25 protein-coding genes and 1 pseudogene are annotated in these 19,165 nt (G+C 71.3%); 16 read left to right on the forward strand and 10 right to left on the reverse strand.

The genetic code is table 11. From position 1 onward, the window contains the following. The first annotated feature begins 277 nt into the window (after positions 1-277). From ACSNOA_RS28140 to ACSNOA_RS28160, 5 genes are all read left to right on the forward strand, one after another. Entirely contained in the window at positions 278-1,714 is a 1,437-nt protein-coding gene (locus tag ACSNOA_RS28140) for a TldD/PmbA family protein (RefSeq protein ID WP_436662800.1), read from the forward strand. Beyond that, entirely contained in the window at positions 1,711-3,090 is a 1,380-nt protein-coding gene (locus ACSNOA_RS28145) for a TldD/PmbA family protein (protein ID WP_436662801.1), read from the forward strand. Before ACSNOA_RS28140 ends, ACSNOA_RS28145 begins: the two co-directional genes overlap by 4 nt. 316 nt (positions 3,091-3,406) lie before the next feature. Then, positions 3,407-4,213 carry a hypothetical protein gene (locus ACSNOA_RS28150; RefSeq protein ID WP_436662802.1) on the forward strand — a complete coding sequence of 269 codons (807 nt, stop codon included), beginning with the start codon at positions 3,407-3,409 and terminating at the stop codon, positions 4,211-4,213. An 11-nt stretch (positions 4,214-4,224) separates the two neighbouring features. Beyond that, complete coding sequence (locus tag ACSNOA_RS28155) at positions 4,225-6,138, forward strand: fumarate reductase/succinate dehydrogenase flavoprotein subunit (RefSeq protein WP_436662803.1); 1,914 nt, start codon at positions 4,225-4,227, stop codon at positions 6,136-6,138. 4 nt (positions 6,139-6,142) lie between these two features. Continuing rightward, on the forward strand, positions 6,143-7,240 hold the full coding sequence (locus ACSNOA_RS28160; RefSeq protein ID WP_436662804.1) for a succinate dehydrogenase/fumarate reductase iron-sulfur subunit: 1,098 nt from the start codon (positions 6,143-6,145) through the stop codon (positions 7,238-7,240). A gap of 219 nt (positions 7,241-7,459) precedes the next feature. On the opposite strand, the gene ACSNOA_RS28165 is transcribed toward ACSNOA_RS28160, so the two are convergent. Then, positions 7,460-7,900: a (deoxy)nucleoside triphosphate pyrophosphohydrolase gene (locus ACSNOA_RS28165; protein ID WP_436662805.1), complete on the reverse strand. Its 441-nt coding sequence runs from the start codon at positions 7,898-7,900 to the stop codon at positions 7,460-7,462. A 185-nt stretch (positions 7,901-8,085) separates the two neighbouring features. Here ACSNOA_RS28165 and ACSNOA_RS28170 point away from each other — a divergent pair, with 185 nt between their 5' ends. From ACSNOA_RS28170 to ACSNOA_RS28220, 11 genes and pseudogenes are all read left to right on the forward strand, one after another. Further along, the gene (locus ACSNOA_RS28170; RefSeq protein ID WP_436662806.1) at positions 8,086-8,394 is read left to right on the forward strand and encodes a 4a-hydroxytetrahydrobiopterin dehydratase; all 309 of its coding nucleotides are present in this window, start codon (positions 8,086-8,088) and stop codon (positions 8,392-8,394) included. 23 nt (positions 8,395-8,417) lie between these two features. Continuing rightward, positions 8,418-9,026: an HAD family hydrolase gene (locus tag ACSNOA_RS28175; protein ID WP_436662807.1), complete on the forward strand. Its 609-nt coding sequence runs from the start codon at positions 8,418-8,420 to the stop codon at positions 9,024-9,026. A 96-nt stretch (positions 9,027-9,122) separates the two neighbouring features. After that, entirely contained in the window at positions 9,123-9,455 is a 333-nt protein-coding gene (locus ACSNOA_RS28180) for a hypothetical protein (RefSeq protein ID WP_436662808.1), read from the forward strand. A 111-nt stretch (positions 9,456-9,566) separates the two neighbouring features. Further along, a pseudogene (locus ACSNOA_RS28185) lies at positions 9,567-9,928 on the forward strand (PH domain-containing protein). Between the two features lie 72 nt (positions 9,929-10,000). Further along, on the forward strand, positions 10,001-10,744 hold the full coding sequence (locus tag ACSNOA_RS28190) for a class I SAM-dependent methyltransferase (RefSeq protein ID WP_436662809.1): 744 nt from the start codon (positions 10,001-10,003) through the stop codon (positions 10,742-10,744). A 43-nt stretch (positions 10,745-10,787) separates the two neighbouring features. Beyond that, positions 10,788-11,417, forward strand: a complete 630-nt coding sequence (locus ACSNOA_RS28195) for a DUF899 domain-containing protein (RefSeq protein WP_436662810.1) — start codon at positions 10,788-10,790, stop codon at positions 11,415-11,417. A gap of 61 nt (positions 11,418-11,478) precedes the next feature. After that, positions 11,479-11,799: an ArsR/SmtB family transcription factor gene (locus tag ACSNOA_RS28200; protein ID WP_436662811.1), complete on the forward strand. Its 321-nt coding sequence runs from the start codon at positions 11,479-11,481 to the stop codon at positions 11,797-11,799. Then, positions 11,796-12,269: an SRPBCC family protein gene (locus ACSNOA_RS28205; RefSeq protein WP_436662812.1), complete on the forward strand. Its 474-nt coding sequence runs from the start codon at positions 11,796-11,798 to the stop codon at positions 12,267-12,269. Before ACSNOA_RS28200 ends, ACSNOA_RS28205 begins: the two co-directional genes overlap by 4 nt. A gap of 95 nt (positions 12,270-12,364) precedes the next feature. Further along, complete coding sequence (locus ACSNOA_RS28210) at positions 12,365-12,916, forward strand: GNAT family N-acetyltransferase (protein ID WP_436662813.1); 552 nt, start codon at positions 12,365-12,367, stop codon at positions 12,914-12,916. Next, the gene (locus tag ACSNOA_RS28215) at positions 12,913-13,557 is read left to right on the forward strand and encodes a class I SAM-dependent methyltransferase (RefSeq protein WP_436662814.1); all 645 of its coding nucleotides are present in this window, start codon (positions 12,913-12,915) and stop codon (positions 13,555-13,557) included. Before ACSNOA_RS28210 ends, ACSNOA_RS28215 begins: the two co-directional genes overlap by 4 nt. Positions 13,558-13,664: 107 nt before the next feature. Further along, positions 13,665-14,654 (forward strand): IS481 family transposase, encoded by a 990-nt coding sequence (locus ACSNOA_RS28220; RefSeq protein ID WP_436659092.1) that lies wholly within the window; start codon positions 13,665-13,667, stop codon positions 14,652-14,654. A 45-nt stretch (positions 14,655-14,699) separates the two neighbouring features. Here the strand turns inward: ACSNOA_RS28220 and ACSNOA_RS28225 are convergent, their stop codons facing one another. The 9 genes from ACSNOA_RS28225 to ACSNOA_RS28265 all read right to left on the reverse strand — a co-directional run bounded on the left by ACSNOA_RS28225 (position 14,700) and on the right by ACSNOA_RS28265 (position 19,115). Next, positions 14,700-15,113, reverse strand: coding sequence for a carboxymuconolactone decarboxylase family protein (locus tag ACSNOA_RS28225; protein ID WP_436662815.1), 414 nt, complete (start codon positions 15,111-15,113; stop codon positions 14,700-14,702). A 114-nt stretch (positions 15,114-15,227) separates the two neighbouring features. Beyond that, complete coding sequence (locus ACSNOA_RS28230; RefSeq protein WP_436662816.1) at positions 15,228-15,923, reverse strand: HAD family hydrolase; 696 nt, start codon at positions 15,921-15,923, stop codon at positions 15,228-15,230. A 25-nt stretch (positions 15,924-15,948) separates the two neighbouring features. Beyond that, positions 15,949-16,230: a hypothetical protein gene (locus ACSNOA_RS28235; RefSeq protein WP_436662817.1), complete on the reverse strand. Its 282-nt coding sequence runs from the start codon at positions 16,228-16,230 to the stop codon at positions 15,949-15,951. Between the two features lie 7 nt (positions 16,231-16,237). After that, positions 16,238-16,666 carry a polymorphic toxin type 17 domain-containing protein gene (locus tag ACSNOA_RS28240; RefSeq protein ID WP_436662818.1) on the reverse strand — a complete coding sequence of 143 codons (429 nt, stop codon included), beginning with the start codon at positions 16,664-16,666 and terminating at the stop codon, positions 16,238-16,240. Beyond that, the gene (locus tag ACSNOA_RS28245) at positions 16,659-17,150 is read right to left on the reverse strand and encodes a hypothetical protein (RefSeq protein ID WP_436662819.1); all 492 of its coding nucleotides are present in this window, start codon (positions 17,148-17,150) and stop codon (positions 16,659-16,661) included. The genes ACSNOA_RS28240 and ACSNOA_RS28245 overlap by 8 nt, the downstream gene beginning before the upstream one ends. A 4-nt stretch (positions 17,151-17,154) precedes the next feature. Beyond that, positions 17,155-17,472, reverse strand: coding sequence for a WXG100 family type VII secretion target (locus ACSNOA_RS28250; RefSeq protein WP_436662820.1), 318 nt, complete (start codon positions 17,470-17,472; stop codon positions 17,155-17,157). Next, positions 17,469-17,888 (reverse strand): YbaB/EbfC family nucleoid-associated protein, encoded by a 420-nt coding sequence (locus ACSNOA_RS28255; RefSeq protein ID WP_436662821.1) that lies wholly within the window; start codon positions 17,886-17,888, stop codon positions 17,469-17,471. Before ACSNOA_RS28255 ends, ACSNOA_RS28250 begins: the two co-directional genes overlap by 4 nt. Positions 17,889-18,047: 159 nt before the next feature. Continuing rightward, the gene (locus tag ACSNOA_RS28260) at positions 18,048-18,725 is read right to left on the reverse strand and encodes a DUF1028 domain-containing protein (protein WP_436662822.1); all 678 of its coding nucleotides are present in this window, start codon (positions 18,723-18,725) and stop codon (positions 18,048-18,050) included. 48 nt (positions 18,726-18,773) lie between these two features. Beyond that, positions 18,774-19,115, reverse strand: a complete 342-nt coding sequence (locus ACSNOA_RS28265; RefSeq protein ID WP_436662823.1) for a hypothetical protein — start codon at positions 19,113-19,115, stop codon at positions 18,774-18,776. Positions 19,116-19,165 lie beyond the last annotated feature (50 nt).

Raw genomic sequence — 19,165 nt, forward strand, 5'->3', positions numbered from 1 at the left:
AACTTACAGGAAAGTCCTGAGGGTGAAAATAAGCTACACGTCGGCAGACTGTCAGCGGCCGTCAGCGTAACGACTCGGCAACGGCTGTGAACAGCCCTCACCAGCACATTCATCCATCGCGATTCCCTACCCGCCGCCCTGTCGGCGGCGAACGACGGGTTGATCGACTCCGTTTCCCCGATATGGCGGTGTCCCGGCACATTGGATACCGCCACGTCGGCGAGCTGGTGTCGATCACGCCTGACGGATGTCGGGCGGCTCGCCTAGGGTCGGTCGCATGAGCGAGTTCGACGCCGCGACCGCCGCCGTGCAGGCCGCCCTGGACGCCGGGGCGCGGTACGCCGACGCGCGGGTGATGCACCGGCGCTACGAGTCCATGTCGGCGCGCAACGGTGAGATCGAGGAGCTGACCCAGGACGAGAGTGTCGGCCTGGGCGTCCGGGCGCTCGTCGGGTCGAGCTGGGGCTTCCACGCCGTACCCGACCTCACCGACGCCGCGGCCCGGGACGCCGGCCGCCGGGCCGCCCGGATCGCCGCCGCGAGCGCGCGGGTCCCCGGCCCGCCCGTCGACCTGGTGCCCGCCGACCCGGCCACCGCGACCTGGGCCTCGGCCTGCGAGGTCGACCCACTCGGCGTTTCCCTGTCGGACAAGGGCGACCTGCTGGTCGGCGCCACCGCCACGATGGCCGCGCACGGCGCCGACATCGCCGAGGGCCTCTACCAGATCTGGGACACCGCGAAGTGGTTCGTCTCCAGCGAGGGGCACCGGATCGACCAGCGCATCCGCGAGTGCGGCGGCGGCATCTCCGCCACCTCGATCGGCGACGGCGAGACCCAGCGCCGCTCCTACCCGAGCTACCGCGGCCAGTACGGCACCACCGGCTGGGAGCTGGTCACGTCACTCGACCTGGCCGCGCACGCCGCGCGCATCGCCGAGGAGTCGCGGGCGCTGCTCACCGCGCCGCTCTGCCCCTCCGGCGAGACCGACCTCATCCTCGGCGGTGAGCAGCTCGCCCTGCAGATCCACGAGTCGGTCGGTCACGCCATCGAACTCGACCGGATCCTCGGCTGGGAGGCCGCCTTCGCCGGCACGTCCTGGCTGGACCTGGCCCAGCTCGGCACGCTGCGCTACGGCTCGGACCTCATGAACGTCACCATCGACCCGACCATCCCCGGCGCGCTGGGCAGCTTCGGTTTCGACGACGAGGGATCACCGGCCGTGAAGCGGGACGCCGTCCGCGAGGGACGGTGGGTGGGTGTGCTCGCCGGGCGCGACTCGGCCGCCGTCGCCGGTCTCGACTACGGCGGGAGCGTACGTGCCGACGGCTGGGCGCGCCTGCCCATGGTGCGGATGACCAACGTCGGCCTCGAGCCCGGCCCGCACACCCTGGAGGAGATCATCGCGGCCACCGACGACGGGGTGCTCATGGACCTTAACCGCTCCTGGTCCATCGACGACAAGCGGCTCAACTTCCAGTTCGGGTGCGAGGTCGGCTGGGAGGTGAAGAAGGGGCGGCGCGGCCGGATGCTGCGCAACCCGACCTACACGGGGATCGGCCCGCTCTTCTGGCGGTCGATGGACATGCTCTCCTCGGAGACCGTCGCCTGGGGCACCCCGAACTGCGGCAAGGGCCAGCCGGGGCAGACGGGGCACACGGGCCATCCCGCCGCGCCGGCCCGGTTCCGCAACGTCCGGGTGGGGGTGCGGGCATGACCGAGCTGGAGCTCGCCGGTCAGGTGGTCGAGCTGGTCCGCCGTCTCGGCGGTCCGGCCGCCGAGGCCGAGGCGGTGGTGACCCGGGCCGACCTGGCGCTGACCCGGTTCGCCAACTCCTTCATCCACCAGAACGTCGCCGAGTCGACCGTCGGCGTCCGGCTGCGGGTGCACGTCGACGGCCGGACCGCCGCGGGCAGCGGCAGCGTGGTGAGCCCGGCCGGGCTGCGCGCGCTCGTCGAACGCACCCTGGCCGCCGCCCGGCTCTGCCCTCCGGACCCGGCGTGGCCGGGCCTCACCCCGCCCACCCCGACGGGGGCCGGGGGACCTGTCGACGAGGCCACCGCCCACGCCGACCCGGACGAGCGGGCCGAGCGGGTCCGTGCGTTCGTGGCGGCCGCCGAGGGGCTGGAGACGGCCGGCTACTGCCGCACCGCCCACCGGTCGTCGGCCTTCGCGAACACCGCCGGGCACACGGCGTACGGCCGCTCGGTCGAGGCCGCCATGGACGGCATCGCGCGCACCGGCGGCGCCGACGGGGTGGCCCGGCTCTGCGCCGACCGGCTGGCCGACCTCGACGGCGCGGCGCTGGGCGCGCGGGCCGCGGGCAAGGCCCGCGCGGCGGCGACCCCTGTGGAGTTGCCGCCGGGCCGATACGAGGTGGTGTTCGAGCCGGCCGCCGTGGCGGACCTGCTGCAGAACCTGTGCTGGTTCGGCTTCAACGGCAAGCGGTACGTCGAGCGGCAGTCCTTCGCCGAGCCGGGCGTCGCGCAGTTCGACCCGGCGGTCACCCTGGTCGACGACCCGCTCGGCGCGGCCGGGTTGCCGTTCGACGCCGAGGGGACGCCGCGGCGGGCGGTGACCCTCGTCGAGGCCGGCACCACGCGCACGGTGGCGCACGACCGGCGGACGGCCGCGGAGGCGGGCGCCGAGTCCACGGGGCACGCCGTGGCCGGCGGCGGAGGCTTCGGCCCGATGGCCCGCAACCTGAGGCTCGCCGGCGCCACGGGAGGTACGGCGGCGCCGGACGCCGCCACCGGCGCGGTGGCGGACCCCGACACGGCCGCCCTGGTCGCGCAGGTCGGGCGCGGGCTGCTGGTGAGCGACCTCTGGTACACGCGGGTGCTCGACCCGAAGAGCCTCGTGGTCACGGGCCTGACCCGCAACGGGGTGTGGCTCGTCGAGGACGGCGTGGTGACGGGCGCCGTCCGCGACTTCCGCTTCACCGAGTCGTATCCCCGCGCGCTCGGGCCGGGCGCCGTGCTCGGCGTCGGACGGCGTCCGGTCCGCCAACCGGACCGGGTGGACGGTGTGTGGTGGGAGGCCCCGCCGGTGCGGTTGGCCTCCTGGCACTTCACCGGCGGCGCCTCCGGCTGACCCGGCCCGAGGCGCGACGCAGGGCCACGCCGGCCTGGCGGTACCCCCGCTGTCACCGCCAGGCAGTGACCTTCTTAACATCGTCACATCGATCATCGTGCTGGGGCTTCTGCGCAGGCTGGACACACGGGACACTGCCTTGCGCGGACGGCCCGCGGAGATCGGCGTAACGTGTGTCACTTAGCTGCGCCGGTGCCTCCGGCGCGGTCGTTGGTGTGCGCATGACGTGGCAAGCGGGTGCGGGTCCTCCGGTCCGCGTGCCGACCGGAGGAAGATCCGCCCGCGCCTGCGGGCCCCCGTCGAGGAGACGACTCGAATGACATCAACGGCAACGAGGCCGCTGGGGGCGCGGGCGCGCGCCGCCATCACGGCGAAGACGTTGCGCACCGACCGCTGGTGGTTCGCCCCGCTCATCACCGTCGTCGGGCTCACCGCCTGGGTGGCGTACGCGACGGTGCGGGTCTTCATGCACGATTTTTACTGGGTCGAGGATTTCCACTACCTCACCCCGTTCTACTCCCCGTGCGTGACGGACCGGTGCGTCGAGAACGCGTCGCACTTCGGGCAGTTCCTCCCCGGCTGGTGGATCATCCCGGACGCCGCGCTGACCCTGCCCTTCCTGCTGCTGTTCCGGCTGACCTGCTACTACTACCGCAAGGCGTACTACCGGTCGTTCTGGCTCTCGCCGCCGGCCTGCGCCGTGCCGGACGGGCACCAGACGTACAGCGGTGAGACCCGCTTCCCGCTGCTCGGGCAGAACCTGCACCGCTACTTCTTCTACGCCGCCGCGATCATCTCGCTGATCAACACCTACGACGCCATCCTCGCCTTCCACTCGCCGAAGGGCTTCGGGTTCGGGCTGGGCAACCTCATCCTGATCGGCAACGTGGTGATGCTCTGGGCGTACACCATCTCCTGCCACTCCTGCCGGCACATCATCGGCGGGCGGCTCAAGCACTTCTCCAAGCACCCGCTGCGCTACCGGGCCTGGACCGGCGTGTCCTGGCTCAACGTCCGGCACATGCAGCTCGCCTGGATCACGCTCGGCACCCTGGCGCTGACCGACTTCTACGTCATGGCGGTCGCGGCCGAGTGGTTCCCCGACCTGCGGTTCATCAACTAGAGGGCCTGGACATGACGACTACCACTCGCATCGAACGACACCACTACGACGTCGTCGTGATCGGCGCCGGGGGCGCCGGCCTGCGCGCGGCGATCGAGGCCCGGCTCGCCGGCAAGAAGACGGCGATCATCTCGAAGTCGCTCTTCGGCAAGGCGCACACGGTGATGGCCGAGGGCGGCGCGGCGGCCGCCATGGGCAACGTGAACCCGCGCGACAACTGGCAGGTGCACTTCCGCGACACCATGCGCGGCGGCAAGTTCCTGAACAACTTCCGGATGGCCGAGCTGCACGCGAAGGAGTCGCCGCAGCGCATCTGGGAGCTGGAGACGTACGGGGCGCTCTTCGACCGTACGAAGGACGGCAAGATCTCCCAGCGCAACTTCGGCGGCCACGAGTACCCGCGGCTGGCGCACGTCGGCGACCGCACCGGCCTGGAGCTGATCCGCACCCTCCAGCAGAAGATCGTCTCCCTCCAGCAGGAGGACAAGGCCGAGTACGGCGACTACGAGGCGCGCATCAAGGTCTTCTCCGAGACCACCATCACCGAGCTGCTGCTCGACGGCGACCGGATCGCCGGGGCGTTCGGCTACTACCGGGAGTCCGGCGAGTTCGTCCTGTTCGAGACGCCGGCCGTGGTGCTGGCCACCGGCGGGGTGGGTCGGTCCTACAAGGTCACCTCGAACTCCTGGGAGTACACGGGGGACGGTCACGCGCTCGCGCTGCGCGCCGGGGCGACGCTCATCAACATGGAGTTCCTCCAGTTCCACCCGACCGGCATGGTCTGGCCGCCCTCGGTGAAGGGCATCCTCGTGACCGAGTCGGTCCGGGGTGACGGCGGCGTGCTGAAGAACTCCGACGGCAAGCGGTTCATGTTCGACTACGTCCCCGACGTCTTCCGCAAGCAGTACGCGGAGACGGAGGAGGAGGCGGACCGCTGGTACACCGACCCGGACAACAACCGCCGCCCGCCGGAGCTGCTGCCGCGCGACGAGGTGGCCCGGGCCATCAACAGCGAGGTCAAGGCCGGCCGGGGCACTCCCGCCGGCGGCGTCTTCCTGGACATCGCGAGCCGCAAGTCGGCCGACGAGATCCGCCGCCGGCTGCCCTCGATGTACCACCAGTTCAAGGAGCTGGCCGACGTCGACATCACCCGGGAGCCCATGGAGGTGGGTCCCACCTGCCACTACGTGATGGGCGGCGTCGAGGTCGACCCGGACTCGGGCGCCGCGGCGGGCCACGTGCGTGGCCTCTTCGCGGCCGGTGAGGTGTCCGGCGGCATGCACGGCTCCAACCGGCTCGGCGGCAACTCGCTGTCCGACCTGCTGGTGTTCGGCAAGCGCGCGGGCGGCCACGCGGCCACCTACAACGACGGCCTCGCGGCCCGCCCGAAGGTGCCCGTGCAGGCCGTCGAGGCGGCGGTGGAGACGGCGCTCGCGCCGCTGCAGCGGGACACCGGGGAGAGCCCGTACGTCCTCCAGCAGGACCTCCAGGCGGTCATGGGTGACCTGGTCGGCATCATCCGCCGGGAGGGGGAGCTGGCCGACGCGCTGGTCCGCCTCGCCGAGCTGCGCGAGCGGGTCGCCAAGGTGAGCGCGTCCGGGGGGCGCCGTTACAACCCGGGCTGGCACCTGGCCCTGGATCTGCGCAACATGCTGCTCGTCTCCGAGTGCACGGCGAAGGCCGCGCTGGAGCGGCGGGAGTCGCGCGGCGGCCACACCCGTGAGGACCACCCCACGATGGACCCGCAGTGGCGTCGGGTGAACCTGGTCTGCTCGCTGGAGGGCGACACGGTGCAGCTGACCCGCAAGCCGCTGCCGAAGATGCGCCCCGAGCTGATCACGTTGTTCGACCGCGCCGAGCTGGCCAAGTACCTGACGGACGAGGAACTCGCGGAGTTCGACGCCCTCGCTGAGAAGGAGAGCTGACGAGATGGCTGAGCGAAACTCCCCGGCGGCCGGCGACGCGGCCGCGAAGCGGCAGTTCCGCATCTGGCGGGGCGACGACAGCGGTGGCGACCTGCAGGACTACGTGGTCGAGGTGAACGAGGGCGAGGTCGTCCTCGACGTCATCCACCGGCTCCAGGCCACCGACGCGCCGGATCTCGCCTGCCGCTGGAACTGCAAGGCGGGCAAGTGCGGCTCCTGCTCCATGGAGATCAACGGCAAGCCGCGCCTGGCCTGCATGACCCGGATGTCCACGTTCGAACAGGAGGAGACCGTCACGGTCACCCCGTTGCGGACGTTTCCGGTCATCCGGGACCTCGTCACGGACGTCTCGTTCAACTACGAGAAGGCCCGGGAGACGCCGGCGTTCGCGCCGCCCGAGGACGTGGCGCCCGGCGACTACCGGATGCAGCAGGTCGACGTCGAGCGCTCGCAGGAGTTCCGCAAGTGCATCGAGTGCTTCCTCTGCCAGAACGTGTGTCACGTGATCCGGGACCACGAGGAGAACAAGCCGGCGTTCTCCGGCCCACGGTTCTTCATCCGGGCCGCCGAGCTGGACATGCACCCTCTCGACACCCGGGCCGACCGCAAGCAGTACGCGCAGTCGGAGATGGGCCTCGGCTACTGCAACATCACCAAGTGCTGCACGGAGGTCTGCCCCGAGCACATCAAGATCACTGACAACGGGATCATCCCCATGAAGGAGCGGGTCGTCGACCGCAGGTACGATCCCCTTGTGTGGCTTGGTAGCAAGATCTTCCGTCGGGGTGAGACGCCCCAGAGCAGCGTGACCAGCGCCCGTGCCGCCGGTCCGGCGACGCCCAGCACCAGCCGGGGCGGTGTGCACTCGCACGCGGGTGGCTCGCACGACCCGCAGGCCGAGGCGCAGGCGCAGAGCGGTGTCAACTGGCACCGCGAGGTGCCGCACCCGACCGCGCCGGCGGTGGACGAGCGGGGCAAGCTCCCGCTCACGGAGCTCACGTTCGACCGGGCCGCCGCGCCGTCGCCGTTCGGTGACGACGTCACGTTCCCGCTGCCGCCGGAGCACCTGAACTTCGCCCACCCGGAGCAGGACAAGCACTGAGCACGTCCACGATGACGGGGGCCGCGGCTGTTGCCGCCGGCCCCCGTCCCGTTGTCCCCCACCCCGTCCCCGAGCCGGTCCGGTCCCCGACCCAGCGCGGTTGATCATGAAGTTGTCGCCCGGATCTCCGGCGTGTCCCGGCAACAACTTCATGATCAACGGGGTGGCGGCCGGGTCGCCGGGCCGGGCGGTCCGTCGGCGTCGGGGCGCGGGGCCGGGTCAGTCGGCCTTGAGGAGGGGACGCAGGGCGGCCACGATCGGCGCGTCGGCCGGCAGCCAGGTCACCGAATCCAGCTCGGTGGCGGAGAGCCAGCGCAGCGCCGAGTGCTCCAGCGGCTGGGGTTCGTCGTCGTGGAGCAGGCGGGCCGCGTACACCTTGAGCACCGAACGGCCGTGGGCCATCTTCACGTTGCGGCCGACCCGGTCGCCGATCTCCACGCGTACGGCGAGTTCCTCGGCGCACTCCCGCACCAGCGCGTCGGTCTCCGACTCCCCCGGCTCGACCTTGCCGCCGGGGAACTCCCACATCCCGGCGACCTCGGGCGGCGCGGAACGCGCACAGGCGAGGACCCGCCCGTCCTGGATGATCGCCGCGCCGACGATCACCTTGAGGTCCCGCCGCGCGGCCTGCCCGCCGCCACTCGCCCGTTCGGTCCGCACGGCCGTCCAGCGTGCCAGATCAATCGGCGGTTTGGGTACCGTAACCGGCCGCTAGGTCAGGAGAACCCGGAAGTGTGGGCGTGGACACACGTGCCGTGAGGCGACAAGACTGGAAACCACCGAACAAGACACGGGACGGCGACGATTTGGCCACAAGCCGGCAACGGCGCCTGGGAGGTGCGGTGATGCGCGTGCTGTTCAACGGCCGGGCGAAGCAGCAGGACTACCTCTCCGACGCGCTGACCCTGCTCTCCGGGTGGACCCGGGAGGGCGAGCAGATTCGACGCACCCTCGTCATCGACGACAGCCAGCATGCCGCACTGACCGAGCGGGTCAAGGTGGTGGCGGACGCCCTCCACCTGCGTCCCGAGATCAGCCGCCGGGCCGACGAGACGCAGATCCGGGTGGGGCACGGCAACTCCCCGCTCACCGAGGGCGAGGTGCTGCTGGCGGCCCGCATCGAGGACGCCTACCGGGCCGTCACCGAAGACTGACCGCCGCCGTACCCTGCGGGGTCATGACGGAACGGGCGGTCGTCTTCGACATCGGCGGGGTCCTGGAGATCACTCCCCCGCTCGGCACCACGGCCCGCTGGGAGGCGGAGTTCGGGTTGCGCCCCGGCGAGATGGTCGAGCGGGCAGCGGACATCTGGGCGGACGGCGCCGTCGGCGCCATCACCCTCGACGAGGTGCACCGGCGTCTCGGCGAGCGGCTGAACGCGGACGACGCCCGTGTCGCCGCCTTTCTGGACGACGTCTGGACCGAGTACCTCGGGACGCCCAACACCGAGCTGATCGAGTATTTCCGTGCCCTCCGCGCCCGGTGCCGGACCGGCATCGTCAGCAACAGCTTCGTGGGTGCTCGGGAACGCGAGCAGGAACGGTACGGGTTCGCCGACCTCACCGACGTGCTGGTCTACTCGCACGAGGTCGGCCTGTCGAAGCCGGATCCTCGCATCTACCTGCTGGCCTGTGCGCGGCTGGAGGTGCCGCCGGAGCGGACGCTGTTCTTGGACGACGTGCCGGCGGCGGTCGACGGCGCCCGGGCGGTCGGCATGCGCGGTGTGCGCTACGAGACGAACGCGCAGGCCGTCGCCGAAATCGAGGCGTGGCTGAAAACGACCTGAGAGTTTGTGGTTTCGCGAAAAAGTGCGAGGGTACCGATTCTGCGCGGGGGTCAACAATCGCCGCGAACTTCACATCTCGCACTCTCAGGAGCTGATATGACCACGCCTGCCCAGAACCGGGTGTCGGACCGGGTGGAGACCGCCGGTCACCACGCCGACCACGACCTCCGCCACTTCCACCGGCGCGGCGAGGAGACCAAGCCGGCCTGGAAGACCACCGAGCTGGCCGTCTACCTGCTGGCGGTGATCGGGGTGCTGATCGCCTCCAACGCCGTCGGCGACGGGGCCGCCAACAACGGTGGCGACTACTTCGCGGCCGACAAGGCCTGGTGGTACATCACGCTGCTCACCGTCGGCTACCTGGTGAGCCGCGGCCTCGCCAAGGCAGGCAGCCGCACCCCCGACCACGACCCGCGCACCGACCGCTGACCGGGCCGTAGCCCCGCCGGCCGCCTCCGTTCGAGGCCGCCGGCGGGGCTTCCTCGTGCGCGGCGGTGGGCCCCGCCGGTCCGCTGGCGGAGCCCGCCTACGGTGGGGCGCATGGCCAACGTGACCTATGACCGCAAGGAGCAGTTCCAGCAGATCCAGAGTGGACTGCTCGAGGGAGAACAGATCATCGCCGTCTACGACGCGGTCGGCACCGGCACCGGGTTCCTCGGCCTCACCGACCGGCGCGTGATCATCCAGGACCGGTCGTCGTCGGCAAGCGGTACGCCATCACGAGCATCCCGTACTCGAAGATCACGAGCGTGAGCGTGGTCAGCAACAAGTCGTGGGGCGGCTCGTTCTTCTCCACCGGCGCGATCGCCATCCACGTCGGCACGCACACCTACGAGGTCGAATTCCGTGGCGCGCAGAAGAGCCACCACGTCCACAACGTGATCCTCCACCACATCTCCTGACGGCGGGCCCGCGCAGGAGCGGACGGAAGGCGGCGGTGTGGCGTCTGTCGGGCGGTCAGGGCCGGTGCCCCGGTGAGGCACGGCGAGTTCGAGGATCCGCGGCTCGTGCCGGTCTACGACGCGGAGTGTCCGTGGGGCCGGGACGACGACTTCTTCCTCGCCACGGTCGGTGCGACGCCCGCCGCGCGGGTGCTGGATCTCGGGTGCGGGACCGGGCGCCTGACCGTCGCTCTGGCCGCGGAGGGCCACACCGTCACCGGCGTCGACCCCGCACACGCCTCCCTCTCCGCCGCCCGCGCCCGGCCCGGCGCCGACCGGGTCAGGTGGGTGGCGGGCACCTCCTCCGTGCTGCCGAGCCGGTCTTTCGACATCGCGGTGCTGACCAGCCACGTGGCGCAGGTGTTCGTCACCGACGAGGAGTGGGCGGTGACCCTCGCCGACCTGCGCCGGGCGCTGGTGCCCGACGGCCGCCTGGTGTTCGACTCGCGCGATCCGGCCGGACGGAGCTGGGAGCGGTGGAACCCGGCCGACTCACGGCGGTGGATCACCGTGGCCGACGGCCGCCGGATCTCCGCGTGGACTGAGGTGACGGCGGTCGGGCACGGGGTGGTGAGCTTCGTGCACCACTACACGTTTCCGGACGGGGAGGAACTGCTCAGCTCAGCCGACCTGCGCTTCCGGGACGAGCAGGAGCTACGCGGCTCGCTGCGCTCGGCCGGGTTCGCCGTCGAGCACGTCTTCGGTGGGTGGGGCCGCGAGCCGGTCGGTGCCGGCGACGGCGAGCTGATCGTGGTTGCCCGCCCCGCGACCGGGTGAGCACGCATCGGAAGATGTCGGTCCCCGCCCACAGAATCTCCGCATGGAGAAGCCGAGGATCACCTCCGCCGAGGATTGGCAACGGGCTCGCGACGAGTTGCTCAGGGCCGAGAAGGAAGCCACACGTGCGTTGGACGCACTCGCCGCCCGTCGGCGCCGCCTGCCGATGGTCAGGTTCGACAACGGGTACGTCTTCGACACGCCGACCGGTCACCGGACCCTGCTGGACCTGTTCGAGGGGCGTGGCCAGCTCGTGGTCTACCAGTTCATGGACAGCGGTCCAGAGCACTACTGCCCGGGCTGCACCTGGTTCACCGACAACGTCCCGGTGAGCGCTCCCGACAAGCTGGCCGACCGTGGTGTCACCTGGGTGACGGCCTCCGACATGCCGCTCACGCAGATCGAGGCCTACAAGGCGCGGCGGGGGTGGACGATCCCGTTCGTGTCGTCGCGCGGCAGCACCTTCGCCGAGGACTGCGGCGCCGGGAAGGGCTTCATGCTGAGCGTGTTCCTCCGCGACGGCGACGACGTCTACCGGACGTACAACACGACGGCGCGGGGCGTCGACCGCCTGCTGTTCACGCAGAACATCCTCGACCTCACACCGTACGGCCGGCAGGAGGACTGGGAGGACTCCCCGACCGGCTGGCCGCAGCGCCCGACCTACGGGTGATCGTCGGTTCGTCACGTCCCGCCCCTTGACCCATCTAATGGTAAGTGTAGACTTACCGTTCGTGGCCACTTACCAAGGGCAGATGCTCGAAGCCCTCGGCGACCCGACCCGGCGGACCATCTTCGAGTCCCTGGCCGCCGGTCCGCGCTCGGTCGCGGAGATCGCGAACGGTCTCCCGGTGAGCCGGCCCGCCGTCTCGCAGCACCTCAAGGTGCTCAGGGACGCCGGGCTCGTGTCGTCGACATCCGTGGGCACGCGCCGCCTCTACGCCGTCGACCCGAAGGGCCTGGCAGCGATCCGCGGCTATTTCGAGCAGTTCTGGCACCAGGCGCTCGCGGCGTTCGCCGAGGCCGCCGAGAACCCACCGGAGGGAAAGACGTGACAGCACACGCCGAGCAGGACACCGCGGTACGCACCAGCATCCACGTCGCCGCCGCGCCCGAGCACGCGTACGAGGTGTTCACCAGCGGCATCGACCGGTGGTGGAACCGGTCCCACCACCTACAACCCGGCGAGCTGAAGCAGATCGGCGTCGACCCGTACGTCGGCGGCCGGATGTGGGAGGAGAACGACGCGGGAGACGTCTGCACCTGGGGTCGGGTGCTCGTCTGGGACCCGCCGCGCACGTTCGCCTTCTCCTGGCTCATCGGCACGGACTGGAAGCCGCCGGCGCCCGACGCCGTGGGCAGCCGCGTCACCGTCACGTTCACCCCGACGGAGACCGGCACCCAGGTCGACCTCGTGCACGACCACCTGGACGTGCACGGCCCCGGCTGGGAGGGCGTACGCGGCGCCGTCGGCGGCGACAACGGCTGGCCCGGCGGCCTGCGCGACTTCGCGGCAGCGCTCTGACCACGACGACGTGACGGAGACGCCGGGGTGGGATCGATGCCGCCGACCCGCCCCGGCCGTCGCCCGTTCCGCACGGGGAGCGTTATCGTCGCCGGATGCCCGAACTGATCGTGCCGACCGTCCGGCTGCACGCCGCCTGGCTCGCGGCACACGACGAGTGGGGACCCGGGCTCCACGAGGACGGTTTCGGGCTGCGGCCGTCCGACGAGGTACGCACGCCGGCCGGGTTCGCGGCCTGGGTGGCCCGGTTGGCCGAGGACGCGGATCCCACGAGGCCACCGGACGCCGGCCGGGTGCCCTGCTCGTACCGCTGGATCGTCGAGGGCGACGAGGTGCTCGGCGGGATCGCGCTGCGGCACACGCTCAACGACTTCCTGCTGCGGGTCGGCGGGCACATCGGCTACGGCATCCGGCCGTCGGCCCGCCGCCGGGGCCTCGCCACCTGGGCGCTGGGCGAGATGCTCGGCGAGGCACGGGCCCTCGGGCTCGGTCGGGTGCTCGTCACCTGCGAGGTGGACAACTTCGCCTCGGCGCGGACGATCGAACGGCACGGCGGTGCCCTCGAGGACGTGCGGGACACCGAACTCGGCGCCGTGCGGCGGTACTGGATCACGCTCCAGGATGCCGGGCTACCCTGGCGCGGATGAGCGACCAGGGCTGGATCACGGACACCCGCACCTCCTACGACACGGTCGCGGCCAGCTACGCCGACCAGGTGCGCCACGCCCTCGCCCGCGAGCCCTACCTCCGCGGGAGTCTCGCGATGTTCGCCGACCTGGTCCGGGCGGCCGGCGGTGGGCCGGTGGCCGACGTCGGTTGCGGGCCGGGCCACGTCACGGCCCACCTGCGCGAGTCGGGCGTCGACGCGTTCGGCATCGACCTCTCCCCCGCGATGGTCGACCTGGCCCGGCGCGACCACCCCGGCCTACGGTTCGAGGTGGGCTCGATGACGGACCTGCACCTCGCCGACGCCTCGGTCGAGGGTCTGCTCGCCTGGTGGTCGCTGATCCACGTGCCCGACGACGCGGTCCCGGGGGTTCTCGGTCACTTCCGGCGGGTGCTGCGTCCCGGAGGGCCGCTGCTGCTCGGCTTCCACGTCGGCGACGGATCACGCCTGAAGACCCGGGGCTACGGCGGCCACCCCATGAAGGTCGACGTGCACCGCCGCCGGCCCGACCGGGTGACCGCCTGGCTGGGCGAGGCCGGGTTCGCGGTCGAGGCGCAGTTGCTCGTCGACCTGGAGGAGAGCGTGCCGGGGGCCTTGCTCTTCGCGCGGCGCCGGCCCTAGCTGTTCTGTCCATGGACGTTGGTGACAGGGCTGGGATCTTGAAATGGGTGAGGACCTCCGGGTGAGGTGGAGCTTGTCGAAGGTTCCGCACCACCCGGGAGGTCCTCGTGCCCCACGCTAACGCACCCTTGACTGAGCGAGGCAGGCTGCGCCTGGCGCGCTGCGTGGTTGACGATCGTTGGCCGTTGCGGCGGGCCGCGGAACGGTTCCAGGTCAGCGTGAATACGGCGAAGCGGTGGGCCGACCGGTACCGGGCCGAAGGAGTCGCTGGCATGTCCGATCGGTCCAGTCGCCCGCACCGGTCCCCGAACCGCACCCGCCCGCCAGCCGAGCGCAAGGTGCTGCACCTGCGGGTGAAGAAGCGGTGGGGGCCAGCGCGGATCGCCGGCCGGCTCGACATGGCGGCGTCGACGTGCCACGCGATCCTGCGCCGTGCCGGGGTCGCCCGCCTGGCTCACCTCGACCGCGGCACCGGCCGCCCGGTCCGCCGCTACGAACACGCCAGCCCCGGCGACCTGGTCCATGTCGACGTCAAGAAACTCGGCAACATCCCCGACGGCGGCGGCTGGCGCACCCAGGGCCGGCGACGAGGCAAACTCAACCGCACCGCCACGCCCGGGCACACCACCGACCGGTGGGGCGGCGCCCGGCTCGGATACGCCTATCTACACACCGCCCTGGACGATCACTCCCGGCTGGCCTATACCGAAATCCTCACCGACGAGACCCGCCAGACCGCCACCGCCTTCTGGCAGCGAGCACAAGCCTGGTTCACCGCCCAGGGCATCACCGTGCGACGCATCATCACCGACAACGGCAGCTGCTACCGCTCCCGGCTCTGGCGCGACACCCTGACCAACGCCGGGATCAGCGTGAAGAAGACCCGCCCCTACCGGCCCCAAACCAACGGCAAGGTCGAGCGGTTCCACCGCACACTCGCCGACGAGTGGGCCTACGCCAAGCCGTACTCCTCAGAAACAGCCCGACGAGCCGCCTTGCCCGCATGGCTACACCACTACAACAATCACCGCAGCCACACCGCACTCGGCGGCCCACCCGCCAGCCGCGTCCCCAACCTCTCCGGACAGAACACCTAGCGGTCGGCAGTCGGCAGGTCGGCGGTGATCTGCACGCCGTCGGCGCTAGCGGCCCTCGGCCTCGGCGAAGACCTGGGTCGCGATCTGGTAGCCGTCGAACGCGCGCGCCACTCCGGCGTAGACGGCGACCTGCACGAACACCTCGGCGATCTCCTCCCTGGTGGCGCCCGCGTTGAGGGCGATGCGGAGCTGGCCGCGGAGCGGCTCCAGGACGCCGAGGGTCGCCGCGATGGTCACGGACACGAGCGCCCTGGTCCGCGTGTCCAGGTGTTCGGTGCGCGGCCAGGCATCGCCGAAGGCGTGCACGGTCGCGATCCGCTTGAAGTCCGCGCCGTTGGCCGGCTCACCCGGGGCCGCGCCGAGGAAGCGCTCCAGTCGGAAGCCGAGCAGGCGCTCGGCCTGGTCCAGCGCGGCGGCATAGGCCGGGTCCGTGGCACCGGATGGATCGTTCGTCGCCATGGTGGTCACTCTTCCAGGCCACGGCGCGTAGCGGGTGGGACCGCGTGTTTCGGGGCGGCGAGGCCGGACCGCCGCCGCCGTCGCTCCGCGCCCGGGAGCTTGTCGTACGCCCGCTCAGGCGCGGCCGGTGCGCACCCCGGGCGGTTCGCGCAGGAGGCCCGGCAGGTCAGCGAGCACGGGGATGGCCGTTCCGCTCCAGCTCCGGTCGGTGTCGCTGTGCTCCGTGGTACGGAAGACGGTCATGCCCACCGCCGCCGCGCCCGCCAGCTCACCGTCCGCGCCGTCGCCCACGAACACGCACTCCGCCGGCTCGACGCCCAGCCGCTCGGCGGCGGCGCGGTAGATCGCAGGATCGGGCTTGGCCAGCCCGACGTCGCTGGAGAAGACCGCGACGTCGAAACGGCGGGCGAGGCGGGACCGCGGCCACGCCTCGGCCGTCTCGGAGGTGGCGTTGCTGACGAGCGCCAGCGGATGCCCGTCCCCTCGCAGCCCGTCGAGAACATCCAGGGTGGCGGCCGAGACGCTGTCCAGCACCCGCCACGCGAGGGCTCGCCGGTGGTCCGCGGCGCGGGCCACCTGCTCGTCGGTCGGCGTACCGCCGAGACGACCGGCCAGGATGCGGATGGTCTCCTCGACGTCCCACCGGACCAGCCGGTCCCGCCAGCTGGCGTGGTACGCCGCGACGAGGGCGGCGGGATCCACCCCGATCATCGTCGCCATCTCGCCGACCACCCGGTCACGCTCCTCGTCGGCCCCGTGGACCAGCGTGTGGAAGAGGTCGAAGATCACCGGCCGAGGCGTGTCGCACATCCGGCGTAGCGCGTGGATCAACTTCTCAACCGGCGGGAGCGATGTCGCCGTAGCCGTCCTTGTCGACGACGACGCGGACGGTCTCCGGCTCGTCGCCGCCGTAGACCTCGGACTCGTCGACGACGACACCGGTCGAGGCGAGCTCGTACTCCCAGAACATCGCTTCCTCGTCGGAGTCTGGGAACCTCACCGAGTAGCTGGCGCCGCGGCCCTCGTCCTCACCGATGCCGGTCACGATGCCGATCTGGCCGACGAACTCCTCGGTTCGCGCCCGGTCGGTGACCCGGACCTTTTCGTAGAACTGCATGACACCATCACTTGTGAGTTATGTGACCGTCGAGCGACACATTCGCGTGCGAGCCGTCACGGGTCCATTTGCCGAGCTGTTCCTTGCCTTTGCCGCGGAGCTGGACGTCCCATTCGAACTCCTGACCGGGAGTGCGGCTGGGGCCCTTGGTCCACTCGTTGCCGAAGCGGTCCCGGTAACCACCCCGAGGCGTCCTGGGCAGCGGCATCGACGGATTGTAGCCTTTCGGCGGGACGTACCGGATACGTCCCTTCGTGGGAAGGCCGGCGTCCTTGATCCGGCCCTTGGTGCCGGATCGGGCGGCGCTGCGCGCCGTCTTCCCGCTTCGCGCAGCCGCCTTCTCCGCCTTCTTCAGCAGTTTCCGGGCGGCCCGGGCGATGATGCCCTCGGCGACCTCGGCGCCACCGTGACGGGCGGCACTTCCACCGCTAGCCAAGAACGACCTCCAGCGCCTGACTGATCAGGAAGTTGATCGCCATGTCGGTCAGTTTCTTGAACACCGGAATCTCCAGCAGCGACGCCCCGAACGTCTCGGGGGCGGTCAGCACCGCCTGCAGGATCTCCACGGCCAGGATCGTCAGCTGCACGATGACGTTGATCTTCAGCGCGAGGACGATGCCGGCGCAGACGATCAGGGTGGCCCCGATGGCCTGCGCCCCGGTCATTCCCTCGGCCAGCACCTGCCGCCCGGCCTCGTCGCCCGACCACTTCGCCTGGAACGCGTCGATGTCGGCGCCGCGGTTGCCGGTCAGCGCGCTACGCACCGCCGCGTCCGCCTCCTGCCCGACCTCGCCGAGCGTGCCGGCGAACTGGATCCACTGCTGGCCGAGCGCGAACAGCTGGGTCTCGTCCGACTTGGGCCAGGTGTAGCCAAGCTCGTTGAGCAGGTCGGCGAGCTCCCCGGGAATCTCCAGCCCCACGGCGTTACCGCATCATCCGACTGAACAGTTCGGCGATCTCCAGTTCGTTTGCCTCGTGGTTGTCGGCGGACTCCTCCAGGCCGGCCCCGAAGTCGTCGAACGACTCCGCCACCGACACGAAGCACTCGGCCGCGATCTGGTGCGCGGCCTGGTACGACGCCCCGATCAGCCCGCCCACCGCGTCGTCGCCGAAGATGTCGCCCATCGACTGCACCTGCGAGCTGAACGCGGCCCATTCCCGGTCGAGGCGCTCCGCCGCGCGGGTCAGTTGCTCCCCGGCACGGCGCAGCGCGTCGACGTCGACCTCGACGCCGGCGCTCACCGCCCGCCCCCGGACTCCCGCATCCGGGCCAGCACGTCGTTCATCGCCTGGCCGAACATGCTCATCTGCCGCACCGACGCGTCCTGCACCTCGCGCAGCTGCTCGGCCAGCCGGGCCGGGTCGACAGTGACCGGGACGCCGGCGGTCGGCTGCCGGGCGGCAGCCAGCGCGGCGTTGACCGCGGTCACGATGTGCTCACCGAGATCATCGCTGGCGAGGCGCATCACCCGCGGGTCGAGCCGGACGGACTCGAGCCGGCCGTCGCGCATCACCGCCCGCACCTGCCCGTCGGCGGCCTCGCCGACCGCGTCTTCGCGAGGCGCGCCGGCCTCCTGCGGGCCGGCACGCATGGTGTCCAGCGTCTGCCTCATCTGCGCCAGCAACTGTCCGACCTGCGTGCCGTCGAAATCCGCCACCCGCGACCTCCCCGAGGGCTCCGCAACCAGCCGGCGGCAGCCTAACAAGGCTGGGCGAGACAGGTCAGCAAGGCGTAGCGGACGCGACAGTGCGGAATTCGGGCGGCGATCAGGGGCGAGCAGGGCATCGACGTACCGGCCCCTGGCGCCGGTGCCGGACTACCCGAGCGCCTCCCGCGCGGCCTCGCCCATGGGATCGTCGCGCGTGGGCAGCCGCTGGATGGTCGGAAGCACGTCCTCCTGGAAGACGCCGTGCAGCCGGCGTAGTTCCCGCGCCGGACGCTCCGCGTCGTCGACCCGCACGTCCCAGAGCGGGTACGGCTGGTCGCCGATCACGGTCACGGTCGCCGACCGGGCGCCGTGCCGGTCACCGCCGGCCTCCTCTCCGGCCACGACGGCCTCCACGAGCCGCTCCGCCAGGTCGAGGTCCCGGCTGTCCTCGAACACGCGGACGATCTCCGCGAGGGTCTCCGGGCCCACCAGGCGGTTGCCCTGCACCGCGTAACCCGGCCCGGTGCGGTGGCCCGCCCACTCCGCCGTACGCGAGCCGGTGAAGGCGTACGAGCGACCCTGGCAGTCGACCATGCCGGCCTGCCGCACCTCACGACCCGGGTCCCGGGCCAGCAGCTCGGCGAGCACGTCCCGCGGCGCCCAGCCCTCGCCGAGCAGCGGCAGGCCGTCGTACGCCAGGAACGGGTTGGGGGTGGCCTGTGTCGCGACCGCGCCACGACCGGAGTCGACGTGTGCGACGAGCTTGCCGACCGCGGGTCTGGCCGTCAGGGCTGCCACCCCGAGCTGGCCGGTACGCGGGCACCGCGCGGCGATCGAGAAGGTCACGCTCGGCAGGTACCCGGACGAAGGCCCCGCATGCCGGAGGCACGGTGACTATCCGTCGCCGGCACGGAACACCGCACGGCTGAGGTAGTGCCGGGAGTGCCGGTCGAAGCGCTTGAGCAGGCGGCGGGCGGCGGGCGGGACGACCGAGGTCGCCGGATCTCCGCCGGTGAACGCCGACACCGCGGTGACGTCCCGGAAGGCCATGACGGTGAGGAACTCGCTGCCGTCGGCGGGATCCAGTTCCTGTGGAGAACGGCGCAGAACGTGCAGCTCGTGGAGCCCCTCCAGGCCACGGGCGAGGATCGCCGGCGCGATGTCCCGCGTCAACAGCCGCTCGTAGGCGTCGGCGTTGGCGGGAGTCGTCCGTCCACTCCACAGTCGAAGAATCATGACAACATGCTGTCACTACGACAGATCGCTGTCAATCCCGGTATGCTGTC

Origin of the sequence: Micromonospora sp. URMC 103, assembly GCF_051386435.1 — a bacterium.
In the GTDB taxonomy this organism is placed as follows: Bacteria; Actinomycetota; Actinomycetes; order Mycobacteriales; family Micromonosporaceae; genus Micromonospora.

Bases quoted from the DNA above. Each gene is read 5' to 3' on its own strand.
- ACSNOA_RS28195 (WP_436662810.1), top strand. From the start codon at position 10,788: ATGGAGAAGCCGAGGATCACCTCCGCCGAGGATTGGCAACGGGCTCGC.
- ACSNOA_RS28150 (WP_436662802.1), top strand. From the start codon at position 3,407: ATGACATCAACGGCAACGAGGCCGCTGGGGGCGCGGGCGCGCGCCGCC.
- ACSNOA_RS28180 (WP_436662808.1), top strand. From the start codon at position 9,123: ATGACCACGCCTGCCCAGAACCGGGTGTCGGACCGGGTGGAGACCGCC.
- ACSNOA_RS28215 (WP_436662814.1), top strand. From the start codon at position 12,913: ATGAGCGACCAGGGCTGGATCACGGACACCCGCACCTCCTACGACACG.
- ACSNOA_RS28265 (WP_436662823.1), bottom strand. From the start codon at position 19,115: ATGATTCTTCGACTGTGGAGTGGACGGACGACTCCCGCCAACGCCGAC.
- ACSNOA_RS28145 (WP_436662801.1), top strand. From the start codon at position 1,711: ATGACCGAGCTGGAGCTCGCCGGTCAGGTGGTCGAGCTGGTCCGCCGT.
- ACSNOA_RS28230 (WP_436662816.1), bottom strand. From the start codon at position 15,923: ATGTGCGACACGCCTCGGCCGGTGATCTTCGACCTCTTCCACACGCTG.
- ACSNOA_RS28210 (WP_436662813.1), top strand. From the start codon at position 12,365: ATGCCCGAACTGATCGTGCCGACCGTCCGGCTGCACGCCGCCTGGCTC.
- ACSNOA_RS28160 (WP_436662804.1), top strand. From the start codon at position 6,143: ATGGCTGAGCGAAACTCCCCGGCGGCCGGCGACGCGGCCGCGAAGCGG.
- ACSNOA_RS28140 (WP_436662800.1), top strand. From the start codon at position 278: ATGAGCGAGTTCGACGCCGCGACCGCCGCCGTGCAGGCCGCCCTGGAC.
- ACSNOA_RS28155 (WP_436662803.1), top strand. From the start codon at position 4,225: ATGACGACTACCACTCGCATCGAACGACACCACTACGACGTCGTCGTG.
- ACSNOA_RS28235 (WP_436662817.1), bottom strand. From the start codon at position 16,230: ATGCAGTTCTACGAAAAGGTCCGGGTCACCGACCGGGCGCGAACCGAG.
- ACSNOA_RS28175 (WP_436662807.1), top strand. From the start codon at position 8,418: ATGACGGAACGGGCGGTCGTCTTCGACATCGGCGGGGTCCTGGAGATC.
- ACSNOA_RS28225 (WP_436662815.1), bottom strand. From the start codon at position 15,113: ATGGCGACGAACGATCCATCCGGTGCCACGGACCCGGCCTATGCCGCC.
- ACSNOA_RS28170 (WP_436662806.1), top strand. From the start codon at position 8,086: ATGCGCGTGCTGTTCAACGGCCGGGCGAAGCAGCAGGACTACCTCTCC.